This is a genomic window from Mycobacterium sp. (genome assembly GCF_035603715.1).
Lineage (GTDB): Bacteria > Actinomycetota > Actinomycetes > Mycobacteriales > Mycobacteriaceae > Mycobacterium.
This window is the reverse complement of sequence record NZ_DATNJW010000178.1, coordinates 1-11908: the sequence shown is the minus strand read 5'-3', so window position 1 is coordinate 11908 and position 11908 is coordinate 1. Positions and strand designations below refer to the sequence as shown.

Sequence of the window (11908 nt, the reverse complement as noted above, 5' to 3'; positions counted from 1 at the left end):
GCGATGCCGAGCGGTACTTCGGCAGCGCGATCTACGGCGACCCGGTCGAGGTGACCGGCAGCACCATCGAGCTGTCCTACTCCGACGGCGATATCTGGGACTGGGCGGTCAGCTGGGACACCTGGGTGGGGATGTCGGCGCTGCCGCCGCCCAGCGGTGCCAAGCCTGCGCCGGTGTCGATTCCCCGCAGCGCGCCCGCCACGCCGCATGACGCGCCGACGTTGTCGGGCACCCCAACGACGACTAGCCCTGGGCCCGGCGGTTAAACCGGCCGGCTGACGCCTGGTCGCGCGGCCGGATGACGATCTGGTCGAGGTTGACGTGCGAGGGCCGCGACGCCACGAATCCGATCACCTCGGCGACGTCGGTCGCCGTCAATGGTGTGATCCCGCTGTACACCGAGTCGGCCCGCTGCTGGTCGCCGTCGAAGCGCACCAGCGAGAACTCGGTTTCGACGGCGCCGGGCGCAATCTCGGTGAGCCGCACCGGCTTTCCGAGGAGCTCACCGCGAAGAGTGCGGTGCAGCGCCCCCTGCGCATGCTTGGCCGCGGTGTAGCCGGATCCGCCGTCGTAGATCTCCATCGCCGCGATCGAGGTGACGGTGACGACCAGGCCGTCGCCGGAGTCGATCAGCTTGGGCAGCAGCGCACGGGTGACCCGCAACGTGCCCAGCACATTGGTCTCCCACATCCACCGCCAGTGCTCCAGATCGGCCTCGGCCACCGGCTCCAGTCCTTTGGCGCCGCCAGCGTTGTTGACCAGCACATCGACTCGGTGCAGCCCGGCGGCCAGCGCGTCGACCGCGGCGTCGTCAGTGACGTCGGCCACAACCGCGGTTCCGGCCAGCTCGGCGGCCAGCGCATTGACCCGATCCGCCCGGCGCGCGACCGCCACAACGTGAAAGCCCTGTGCAGCAAGGGTTCTCGCAGTCGCCTCACCGATGCCCGCGCTGGCGCCGGTGACCACCGCGACGGGCTGCTCGCCGTGACGCTGGTCGGATGTCGTCGGATACGGATCAGCGGGACTCATCTGAGCAACTCTAGTAACCGTGCTAAATTCCTCGTGTGTACTCCAGCACCTTGTTCGGCTGTCTGCCCGCGTGTTGTTGCGCCGGCTGCGCGTGTTGTTGCCGCGCAAACAGCCGCGCCTGAGCTAAGCGCTAAAGCGCTCGCGACGGTGTGCGGCTAACGACCGCCATCGGAACTCGGACAAGGACTCGCAAATGCGCTCAACAACTTTCACCTCTCACTCACACAATCCGCTCGCGGCCGCCCGGCGGCGAGCTCCCGGACGCCACCGCGTGGTGGCGCCCTCGCTACAGCTCTCTGACGCCGCCGCGTCATCGGTCTTCCGGGCCGTGCGGTTGCGTGGCCCGATCGGCCGCGACGTCATCGCCCAGGTCACCTCGCTGTCGATCGCGACGGTAAACCGCCAGGTCATCGCCCTGCTGGACGCGGGAATCCTGCGGGAACGCGCCGACCTGGCGGTGTCCGGGGCGATCGGGCGGCCCCGGGTGCCCGTCGAGGTCAACCACGAGCCGTTCCTGACTCTCGGCATCCACATCGGGGCGCGGACCACCAGCATCGTGGCCACTGACTTGTTCGGCCGCACGCTGGACGCCGTCGAAACACCGACTCCGCGCACCGCTCAGGGTCCCGCGCTGGCCGCGTTGGCCGACGGGGCCCGGCGCTACCTGCGGCGCTGGCACCGGCGGCGAGCCCTGTGGGTGGGTGTGGCCATCGGTGGCACCGTCGACGGCGCCACCGGCCACGTCGATCACGCCCGGCTGGGCTGGCGGGAAGCACCCGTCGGGCCGGTCATCGCTGAGGCGCTCGAGCTGCCGGTTTCGGTTGCCTCGCACGTCGATGCGATGGCCGCCGCCGAACTGCTGCTCGGCATGCGCCGGTTCGGGCCCAACTCGTCGACCAGCCTCTACGTCTACGCCCGCGAAACGGTGGGCTACGCGCTGATGATCGGCGGTCGGGTGCACAGCCCGGCCAGCGGGCCCGGCACGATCACCAACCTGCCCGCCCAGTCCGAGCTGCTCGGCGGCTCGGGTCTGCTGGAATCCACCGTCAGCGACGAGGCCGTGCTGGCCGCCGCGCGACGGCTGCGCGTCCTGCCGGCCCGCAGCGACGGCTCGGGCGCCACCGTGACCGATCTGCTGAAGGTGGCGCGCGGCGGGAACGAGCAAGCCAAAGAGCTGCTGGCCGAGCGTGCCCGAGTGCTCGGCGAGTCGGTCGCGCTGCTGCGGGACCTGCTCAACCCGGACGACCTGGTGGTCGGTGGCCAGGCGTTCACGGAGTATCCCGAGGGGATGCAGCAGGTCGAGCAGGCCTACAAGACGCGCCTGGTGCTGCCGCCGCGTGATATCCGGGTGACCGCGTTCGGCAACCGGGTGCAGGAGGCCGGGGCCGGCATCGTGTCGCTGGCTGGGCTGTACGCCGACCCGCTGGCCGCCATGCGCCGCGCCGCGCCGCCGGTGCCGGCCTACGAGGTTGACGTCGAGACACCCGCCTGACCTGCGACTCCAGTCGGTGCTGCAAAGATGACAGGGTGGCCCCCATTGACCTGTCCCGGCTAGACGCCTCAGAGCCGACCAATCCGCGTCGCATCGCGGTATTGGCGGTGCATACGTCGCCGCTCGCCCAGCCCGGCATCGGTGACGCCGGCGGGATGAATGTCTACGTGCTGCAGAGTGCCCTTCATCTGGCACGGCGGGGCGTCGAGGTGGAGATCTTCACCCGGGCCACGGCGTCCGCCGATCCGCCGGTGGCGCGGGTCGCTCCCGGCGTGCTGGTGCGCAACGTGGTGGCCGGGCCGTTCGAAGGCCTGGACAAGTACGACTTGCCCACCCAGCTGTGTGCGTTCGCCGCGGGCGTGCTGCGAGCCGAGGCCGCCCACGAGCCGGGCTACTACGACATCGTGCACTCGCACTACTGGCTGTCCGGTCAGGTCGGCTGGCTGGCCCGCGACCGGTGGTCGGTGCCGTTGGTGCACACCGCGCACACGCTGGCCGCGGTGAAGAACGCCGCGCTGGCCGAGGGTGACATTCCCGAACCGCCGCTGCGCACGGTCGGCGAGCAGCAGGTGGTCGACGAAGCCGACCGGTTGATCGTCAACACCGATGACGAAGCCGCGCAACTGGTTTCGCTGCATCACGCCGACCCTGCCCGCATCGACATCGCTCACGCGGGCGTCGACTTGGAGATGTTCCGTCCGGGCGACCGCCGGGCCGCCCGGTCCAAGCTGGGGCTGCCCGCCGACCAGGACGTGGTGGCCTTCGTCGGGCGGATCCAGCCGCTGAAGGGACCCGACGTGTTACTGCGCGCGGCGGCCAAACTGCCGGGGGTGCACGTGCTGGTCGCCGGCGGACCGTCGGGCAGCGGTCTTGCCGTGCCCGACGGCCTGGTTCGGCTGGCGGACGAATTGGGTATCTCGGACCGGGTGACGTTCTTGCCGCCGCAATCGCGGGAAAATCTGGCCACTGTGTTCCAGGCCGTCGACCTTGTTGCGGTGCCGAGCTATTCGGAGTCGTTCGGTCTGGTCGCCCTGGAGGCGCAGGCGTGCGGGACACCGGTGGCCGCGGCGGCTGTCGGCGGGCTGCCGGTGGCCGTGCGCGACGGCATGACCGGCGCGCTGGTCGCCGGCCACGACGCCGATCGGTGGGCGCAAGCCCTTGACGGGCTGCTGCAGGGCAACGCCGAGGCCATGAGCCGCGCGGCTGTCGAGCACGCTGCGGCGTTCTCCTGGGACAACACCGTCGATTCGCTGCTGGCCAGCTACCGCCGTGCGATCGGCGATTTCACCGCCCGCCGTTCGGTACGCGGCATCCCGTCGACTCGGCGGGCCGCGGCCGGACGTTGGCCGTCGCGACGCAAGGCGTGGGCATGACCGGCACCAATGGCGGGGGAGCGCCGGTGACACACGTCCAGCAGCTGATCGAAGACACCCTGGACACCAACGAGCTGACCTATTCGCGGCACGAGGGTGCCCACGGCGGGCTACCCGGACTGATCGTCGAGTTGCCCGGCGAGCGCCGGCTCAAGACGAACACCATCCTGAGCATCGGCGAGCATTCGGTGCGCGTCGAGGCGTTCGTCTGCCGCAAGCCCGACGAAAACCACGAGGGCGTCTACCGCTTCCTGCTCAAGCGCAACCGGCGCCTGTACGGCGTCGCCTACACGCTGGACAACGTCGGCGACATCTACCTGGTCGGCCGAATGGCGTTGGCGTCGGTGGACGCCGCCGAAATCGACCGGGTGCTCGGGCAGGTGCTCGAAGCGGTGGACACCGACTTCAATACGTTGCTGGAGTTGGGTTTTCGCTCGTCAATCCAGAAGGAATGGGAGTGGCGGGTGTCGCGCGGCGAGTCGCTGAAGAACCTGGAGGCGTTCGCGCACCTGATCGAGGACGACGACGACGATTAAGTCGCGACCGCGCGCAGGAACGCGTCGGCGAATACCAGGCATGCCTGGTCCAACTCCGGCAAGTCCACCTCGGGGATGTTGACGGCGGCCGGCCGAATCATGGTGTGCACGGCTATCGGTGCGAGCATCTGCTGAATCAGCAACGGCAGCGGCAGATCTCGGATACGCCCGGCGCTGATTTCACCCGCCAGCCACTGGCCCACGCCGGCCAGCATGCGCGGCACGTGGTACTGCAAGAGGGCTTGGACAGCGGGTGATGTCGGACGGGCCAGCCCTTCGGCGAGGATCGCCGGAGCCACCCGGGGTTCGCGGCCGAACGCCTCGGTGATCACCCGGTAGACCCGGTGGACGTTCTCGCTGAGGTCGGCATCCGGATCGGAGATCGCCTCGTCGAGGTCGAGAATCGGGCCGTAGCGGTCGAAGACCGCGCGCAGCAACTCATCACGGCCGCCGAACACCGCATACAGGCTGTGTACTGAGCAATCCGCCTGCACTGCAACCGCTTCCAGCGTGACCGCAGCAAGCCCGCGATCGCTGATCAGCGCCGCCGCCGCCTCTACCGCGCGTTCGCGCACCGGCGGGCGGCCACCGGGTTCTACCCCCGCGGCGCGCACCGCGTCGTCCAGCAACTGCCGGGACCCGTTCAGCCGCCGCACCAGCGTGCTGCGCGACATGCCGGCCTCGCGGGCGATCGCGATCAGTGGAACGTCGGCCACGTCGCGCCCGAGGTGCTCGGCGGCACGCAGCGCGGCCTCGACCACATCGGCAGGCACCTCGTTGACCGTTGACACAGGCATGGACGCTACCTGGTCAGCGGAGCGAACCGAGACGGAAATGCCATGAGCATCAATCCTTTTCGCTTGAAGGTAGCGCCGAGACCGGTTGCGGTGCCCGGCGGGCGAACGTCGGAGCGTGTTCGGGCCGGACGCCGACGCCCATCAGGTAGGCGGGAATCGCGGACAGCTGCGGAAAGCGGGCCAGGATGTACAGCGACTTGTTGGGCGACGGCGTCTTGCCGGAATTCATCGCGCGCAGCATCAGCACATGCAAGAAGCGCTGAAACGTCTGGGTGACCGCCGTGGGGAACTCGCGGCGGCGCTGCACGGCGGCCAGATCGTCAGCGGTGACGCGGTGTTCGCGAAGCGGACCCGCGAGCAGCCTGGCCGCAGCCACGGCGTCTTGGACGGCCATGTTGATGCCGACGCCGCCGGCCGGCGACATGGCGTGTGCGGCATCGCCGATGCACAGCAGCCCGTTGGTGTACCAGCGGCGCAACCGGTTGAGCCGAATGTCGAGCAGCTTGACGTCGTCCATCGACTCCAGTCCCTGAACTGCCTCGGACAATTCGGGAATGGCGTTGACGATGTCGTGGCGCAGTGCCTCGATTCCGCGGGCCCGCAGTTGGGCGTCGGCCCCTTTGCGCAGGAAGTAGCCGATCTGCAGATAGTCCTGACGCGGGATGACCCCGAGGAACTGGCCGTCCTTGAACCGGGGCAGCAAGGTGTCGCCGATGCCGTCTGCCTTCGGCAGCCGGAACCACCAGACGTCGGCGTCGACCGGGTACTCACGCGGGACGAGCCCACCCTCGCGGCGGCACAGCGACCAACGCCCGTCGCAGGCGATGGTGAGGTCGGCGCGTAGTTCGCCCGGCCCGTCGGGACTGTCATAGCGGACGCCGACCACGCGACCTTGCTCGTAGAGCAGACCGGTGACGTCATGGCTCATCCGCAAGGTGAATGTCGGCTCGTTCTCACCGGCTTCGGCGAGCAGGTCGAGCAGATCCCACTGCGGCACCATCGCGATGTAGCGATGCGGCAGCCGTAGCCGGGTGAAGTCGATGATCGGCGCTTTACGCCCGTCGGGCAGATCGAGCCCCCAACCGGTGAGCTTGGTGTGCGGCAACGCGTCGAACTGCTCGAACAGGCCCATCTCATCGAGCAGTCGCAGCGTCGAGGGATGAACGGTGTCGCCGCGGAAGTCTCGGAGGAAGTCCGCGTGCTTTTCCAACACGGTGACGTCGACCCCACCGCGCGCCAGCAGTAGCCCCGCGATCATCCCGGCCGGACCGCCGCCGACGATCACGCACGTCGTCTTCTCGCTCATCGCATCCTCCTCACCACGTTGTGATACTCGGTTACGGGATAACTGTATAGCTGTATCAGCAAGGACGAAACCCCTGTGACGCGTCTCACCCTGCGCCGATGTCCTAGGTGGCCACGTGGAGCGGGGTGAGAGACTGGCGGTCATGGGTGATACGGGCACGTTGGTGCTGCTCCGCCACGGCGAAAGCGAATGGAACGCCAGTAACCAGTTCACCGGCTGGGTGGACGTCAACCTGACCGACAAGGGCCGCGGCGAGGCGGTGCGTGGCGGCGAGTTGCTGATCGAGCACAACCTGTTGCCCGACGTGCTCTACACGTCGCTGCTGCGCCGCGCGATCACCACCGCGCACCTCGCGCTCGATGCCGCCGACCGGTTGTGGATCCCGGTGCACCGCACCTGGCGCCTCAACGAACGGCACTACGGCGCGCTGCAGGGCCTGGACAAGGCCGAGATCAGGGACCGCTACGGCGACGAGCAGTTCATGACGTGGCGGCGCAGCTACGACACTCCGCCGCCGCCCATCGAGAAGGGCAGCCAGTACAGCCAGGACGCCGACCCCCGCTACGTCGACATCGGCGGCGGCCCGCTGACCGAATGCCTGTCCGACGTGGTGGCCCGGTTCCTGCCCTACTTCACCGACGTCATCGTGCCTGACCTGCGGGTTGGCAAGACGGTACTGATCGTCGCGCACGGCAACTCGTTGCGCGCGCTGGTGAAATACCTCGACGGCATGTCCGACGACGACATCACCGGCCTCAACATTCCGACCGGTATTCCGCTGCGTTACGACCTGGACGCCGACATGCGCCCGCTAGTGGCCGGCGGCAGCTACCTCGACCCGGATGCCGCGGCTGCCGGCGCGGCCGCGGTGGCCAGCCAAGGCGCGAAATAAACGCCTGATCAGCGCAATGGGGCAAACGCGGGGTGAACGGCCACCGAACACCTGTCTCGTAGCGTGTGACATGACCAATTTTGGCCTTGTGCTGCTGGGTTGGCGTTCACCGAATTTGTAAGCTTTTCACGTGACCGTGTACTCGGCCCTGTCACTGGCCGGGGTTTTGTTCGTTGCGGCCCTGGCCGTCGGATTCACCGTCGGCGCCCGTTTGGCGCCGCGGGCGATCCAGCGACGGCAGCGAGTGACGGTCGAAGCGGCTGGAATCACCGTCGCGCAGATGCTGGAACGCATCGTTGCGCTGATGCCCCTGGGAGCCGCCGTCGTCGACCGGCACCGTGACGTGGTCTACCACAATGGCCGGGCCAAGGAGCTCGGTCTGGTCCGCGAGCGGCAGCTCGACGACGAGGCGTGGAAGGCGGCCCGCAAGACGCTGGCCGACGGCGCCGACGTCGAGTTCGACCTGTTGCCCGGCAAGCGCCAGGTGCCCGGCCGCTCGGGTGTCTCGGTGCACGGCCAGGCGCGACTGCTCAGCGAACAAGACCGCCGGTTCGCCGTGGTCTTCGTCTACGACCACTCCGAATACGCCCGCATGGAGGCCACTCGACGCGACTTCGTGGCCAACGTCAGCCACGAGCTCAAGACGCCGGTCGGAGCGATGTCGGTGCTCGCCGAGGCGTTGCTGTCGTCGGCGGACGACCCGGAGACGGTGCGCCGGTTCGGGGAGAAGGTCCTCGTCGAAGCCACCCGGCTGGGCAACATGGTCAGCGAGCTGATCGAGCTGTCCAGGCTGCAGGGTGCCGAGCGCCTGCCGGACATGGGCGCCGTCGACGTCGACTCCGTTGTCTCCGAGGCGATTTCGCGCCACAAAGTGCCAGCCGAGAATGCCGACATCGTCGTGCGCACCGACGATGCCAGTGGCCTGCGGATGCACGGCGAACAGGCCCTGCTGGTCACCGCGCTGGCCAACCTGGTGTCCAACGCGATCGCGTACTCGCCGCGCGGTTCGCTGGTGTCGATCAGCCGGCGTCGGCGCGGCGACAACATCGAGATCTCGGTCACCGACCGGGGTATCGGGATCGATCGCAAAGACCAGGAGCGCGTCTTCGAGCGGTTCTTCCGCGCCGACAAGGCCCGCTCGCGAGCCACCGGCGGCACCGGCCTCGGGTTGGCCATCGTCAAGCACGTCGCGGCCAACCACAACGGCAGCATCGGGCTGTGGAGCCAACTCGGCACCGGGTCGACGTTCACCCTGTCGATTCCGGCCTACGAGGGCGTCTTCGAGCCACCTGAACTAATGCCCGAGCGCGAATTGCGCCCCATGAAGCCCCAACGGGAGCCCCAACGAGAGGAAGAACTACACCGATGAGCAGTCTGCTGACGATGGAGGAGTTGCGCTCGTGACGAGTGTTCTGATCGTGGAGGACGAAGAATCGCTGGCGGATCCGCTGGCGTTTCTGCTCCGCAAGGAAGGCTTCGAGGCCACCGTCGTGGCCGACGGGCAGTCCGCGCTGGCCGAGTTCGACCGCGCCGGCGCCGACATCGTGCTGCTTGACCTGATGTTGCCGGGTATGTCGGGCACTGATGTGTGCAAGCAACTGCGGTCGCGTTCCAGCGTGCCGGTGATCATGGTGACGGCGCGTGACAGCGAAATCGACAAGGTGGTCGGGCTCGAACTGGGCGCCGATGACTATGTCACCAAGCCGTATTCGGCGCGCGAGCTGATCGCCCGGATCCGCGCGGTGCTGCGCCGTGGCGGTGACGACGACTCCGAGGTCACCGACGGCGTGCTGGAATCCGGTCCGGTGCGCATGGATGTCGAGCGTCACGTCGTATCGGTCAACGGCGAGGCAATCACCTTGCCGCTCAAGGAATTCGACCTTCTCGAATACCTGATGCGTAACAGCGGCCGGGTACTGACTCGTGGCCAGTTGATCGACCGGGTGTGGGGTGCCGACTACGTCGGCGACACCAAGACGCTCGACGTGCACGTCAAGCGGCTGCGGTCCAAGATCGAGTCCGACCCGGCCAACCCGATCCATCTGGTGACGGTGCGCGGCCTGGGCTACAAGCTGGAGGGCTGAGACGGCGGGCGGGCCGCTATTCGGCGGCCCGCGTTGCCGGGTGCACCGCGATGAGGCCTAATCCGCTGCGCCGCTTGCACATTGCGGCGAGTTCGGCGTAGGCCTTCTCGCCGAGCAATTCGGTGAGTTCGGGACCCATGCTCACCCACACCTGCTCGGCGCCGACATGGGCGGCCGGGTCACCGGTGCAGTACCAGTGCAGGTCGGCGCCGCCGGCGCCCCAGCCGCGGCGGTCGTATTCGGTGACGGTGGTCTTGAGGATCTCGGTGCCGTCCGGCCGCGTCACCCATTCCTGGCTGCGGCGGATCGGCAACTGCCAGCAGACGTCGGGTTTCATCGTCAGCGGTTGCACGCCGAGTTTGAGCGCCTTGGTGTGCAGCGCGCAGCCCTGTCCACTGGGGAAGTCGGGCCGGTTCAAGAAGATGCACGCGCCCTTGTATTTACGGGTGCGGAACTGCTCTTCGCCCTCGTGCTCGTCGAGTTCGAGATAACCCTTGCGGCCCATGCCTTTTTCGCGGAACTGCCAGTCGTCGTCGGTGAGCTTGGCCACAGCGTCGTCCAAGCGGGCCCGGTCGTCGTCGTCGGACAAGAACGCACCGTGCGAGCAGCAGCCGTCGTCGGGACGGTCTTCGACCGTGCCCTGACACGCCGGCGTACCGAACACACAGGTCCAGCGGGACAGCAGCCAGGTCAGATCGGCGGCGATCAGGTGCTCGGGATTGTCCGGGTCGTAGAACTCCACCCACTCACGCGCGAAGTCCAATTCGACTTCACCGGGATGATCTGACTGCGCACTCGCCACAGTTTTCAAGGTAAACCAATCTGTCGCCAGGCGTCTCACCCGCGCCGCGTTGTCGCGGGACTGGCGAATTCGTCGGGCTTCTCCTCGTGCCGCTGCCCAGCCCACGTCGTCGCCGGACTAGGTTGTGTCTCGTGCGCCTAGGTGTTCTCGATGTCGGCAGCAATACGGTCAACCTGCTGGTGGTGGATGCCCGCCGCGGCGGGCACCCGACGCCGATGAGCTCGACCAAGGCCACGCTGCGGCTGGCCGAGTCGATCGACAACTCCGGCAAGATCACCCGCAAGGGCGCCGACAAGCTGATCGAGACGATCGAGGAGTTCGAAAAGATCGCCGACAGCTCGGGCTGCGCCGAACTCATGGCGTTCGCCACATCAGCCGTGCGCGACGCCAAGAACTCTGACGATTTGCTGACCCGGGTCCGCAAAGAGACCGGTGTGGAGCTGCAGGTGCTGCGCGGTGTGGACGAGTCGCGGCTGACCTTCCTGGCGGTTCGCCGTTGGTACGGGTGGAGCGCGGGGCGGATCATCAACCTCGACATCGGCGGCGGCTCGCTGGAGTTGTCCAACGGCGTCGACGAGGAGCCCGAAGTCGCGATGTCGCTGCCGCTGGGCGCCGGGCGGCTGACCCGCGAATGGCTCAGCGACGACCCGCCAGGGCGGCGCCGGGTCGGGATGCTGCGCGACTGGCTGGACGCCGAGCTGGCCGACGCCGCAGCCAAAATGCTCGACGCCGGCAGCCCCGATCTTGCGGTGGCAACGTCGAAGACATTCCGTTCGCTGGCCCGGTTGACGGGCGCGGCGCCGTCGGCCGCGGGACCACGTGTTAAGAGAACACTAACGGCGAATGGCCTCAGACAACTCATATCTTTCATATCTAGGATGACGACCGCTGACCGTGCAGAACTGGAAGGGGTGAGCGCCGAGCGAGCGCCGCAAATCGTGGCGGGAGCTTTGGTCGCGGAGGCAAGTATGCGAGCGCTTTCGATAGAGACGGTGGACATTTGCCCGTGGGCGCTACGGGAGGGGCTAATTCTTCGCAAACTCGATAGCGAAGCTGACGGAACCGCCTTCGTAGAGACTTCCGTGCGAGATGCTGGGAATCAGCGAGCCAATCGGAATGGCGGCAAGAAATGACCGGACCAAACGACACCACTCGACCGATCTCGGTGGCCGAGTTGTTGGCCAAGAATGGCACGCTTGGCGCTCCGGCTCCGGCCCGCCGCCGCCGTCGCCGCGGAAATTCCGACGCGGTGACCGTCGCCGAACTGACCGGCGAGATCCCGATCATCACCGACGACATGGAGCCCGAGGCGCCCGAGCACCGGGGTCCGGGATCGCATGTCCGCCGGGCTCACGGAACCGCTCACGTCGACGACGAGGTTGCCGAAGCACCCGCTGAGGAGCCGGTCGAGAAGTCGTCGTACTGGTCTGAACCCGAGCCGCGCTGGCCGGCGTCGGCGCCGCCTCGTCCGCGCGAATCGGCATCCGAGCAGCGCGAGGCACGGCTCCAGCCCAGCGCCTATCCGCGCCCGGTGCGCACCAACGGGCGGCCCACGGCCGAACGTGTGGAGGCGCGCGACGACAAGTCGCCGGACCGG

The 11908-nt window shown here is 67.9% G+C and carries 11 protein-coding genes and 2 pseudogenes; 9 read left to right on the top strand and 4 right to left on the bottom strand.

Features of this window, described 5'->3' with window-relative positions; translation table 11 throughout:
* Positions 1-266, top strand: a pseudogene (locus VN856_RS07790) (L,D-transpeptidase); the annotation flags it as partial.
* On the opposite strand, the gene VN856_RS07785 reads toward VN856_RS07790, so the two are convergent.
* Positions 244-1029, bottom strand: coding sequence for an SDR family oxidoreductase (locus VN856_RS07785; RefSeq protein ID WP_325687746.1), 786 nt, complete (start codon positions 1027-1029; stop codon positions 244-246). The pseudogene VN856_RS07790 and the gene VN856_RS07785 overlap by 23 nt on opposite strands.
* Positions 1030-1222: 193 nt before the next feature.
* Between VN856_RS07785 and VN856_RS07780 the strand changes: the two genes are divergently transcribed.
* The 3 genes from VN856_RS07780 to VN856_RS07770 are packed head-to-tail and all read left to right on the top strand — an operon-like array spanning position 1223 to position 4430.
* Complete coding sequence (locus tag VN856_RS07780) at positions 1223-2521, top strand: ROK family protein (RefSeq protein ID WP_325687745.1); 1299 nt, start codon at positions 1223-1225, stop codon at positions 2519-2521.
* Between the two features lie 35 nt (positions 2522-2556).
* Complete coding sequence (mshA, locus tag VN856_RS07775; RefSeq protein ID WP_325687743.1) at positions 2557-3894, top strand: D-inositol-3-phosphate glycosyltransferase; 1338 nt, start codon at positions 2557-2559, stop codon at positions 3892-3894.
* Positions 3891-4430 carry a YbjN domain-containing protein gene (locus tag VN856_RS07770; protein ID WP_325687741.1) on the top strand — a complete coding sequence of 180 codons (540 nt, stop codon included), beginning with the start codon at positions 3891-3893 and terminating at the stop codon, positions 4428-4430. Before mshA ends, VN856_RS07770 begins: the two co-directional genes overlap by 4 nt.
* Here the strand turns inward: VN856_RS07770 and VN856_RS07765 are convergent.
* Positions 4427-5203: a TetR/AcrR family transcriptional regulator gene (locus VN856_RS07765; protein WP_325687748.1), complete on the bottom strand. Its 777-nt coding sequence runs from the start codon at positions 5201-5203 to the stop codon at positions 4427-4429. The two genes, VN856_RS07770 and VN856_RS07765, sit on opposite strands and share 4 nt — an antisense overlap.
* A gap of 73 nt (positions 5204-5276) precedes the next feature.
* A complete protein-coding gene (locus VN856_RS07760; protein WP_325687740.1) occupies positions 5277-6533 on the bottom strand; it encodes an FAD-dependent oxidoreductase in 1257 nt (418 codons plus the stop codon).
* A 142-nt stretch (positions 6534-6675) separates the two neighbouring features.
* Here VN856_RS07760 and VN856_RS07755 point away from each other — a divergent pair, with 142 nt between their 5' ends.
* The 3 genes from VN856_RS07755 (at position 6676) to regX (ending at position 9509) form a co-directional block, all read left to right on the top strand.
* Positions 6676-7425, top strand: coding sequence for a phosphoglyceromutase (locus VN856_RS07755; protein WP_325687738.1), 750 nt, complete (start codon positions 6676-6678; stop codon positions 7423-7425).
* 130 nt (positions 7426-7555) lie between these two features.
* Positions 7556-8794 carry a sensor histidine kinase gene (locus tag VN856_RS07750; RefSeq protein ID WP_325687736.1) on the top strand — a complete coding sequence of 413 codons (1239 nt, stop codon included), beginning with the start codon at positions 7556-7558 and terminating at the stop codon, positions 8792-8794.
* Positions 8795-8825: 31 nt separating this feature from the next.
* Complete coding sequence (gene regX / locus VN856_RS07745; protein WP_325687734.1) at positions 8826-9509, top strand: two-component sensory transduction protein RegX; 684 nt, start codon at positions 8826-8828, stop codon at positions 9507-9509.
* Positions 9510-9525: 16 nt separating this feature from the next.
* Here regX and VN856_RS07740 read toward each other — a convergent pair whose 3' ends face one another.
* On the bottom strand, positions 9526-10320 hold the full coding sequence (locus VN856_RS07740; RefSeq protein WP_325687732.1) for a hypothetical protein: 795 nt from the start codon (positions 10318-10320) through the stop codon (positions 9526-9528).
* 122 nt (positions 10321-10442) lie between these two features.
* Between VN856_RS07740 and VN856_RS07735 the strand changes: the two genes are divergently transcribed.
* Both VN856_RS07735 and VN856_RS07730 read left to right on the top strand, forming a co-directional pair.
* Positions 10443-11444, top strand: a complete 1002-nt coding sequence (locus VN856_RS07735; RefSeq protein WP_325687730.1) for a Ppx/GppA phosphatase family protein — start codon at positions 10443-10445, stop codon at positions 11442-11444.
* A pseudogene (locus VN856_RS07730) lies at positions 11441-11908 on the top strand (hypothetical protein); the annotation flags it as partial. The gene VN856_RS07735 and the pseudogene VN856_RS07730, both read left to right, overlap by 4 nt.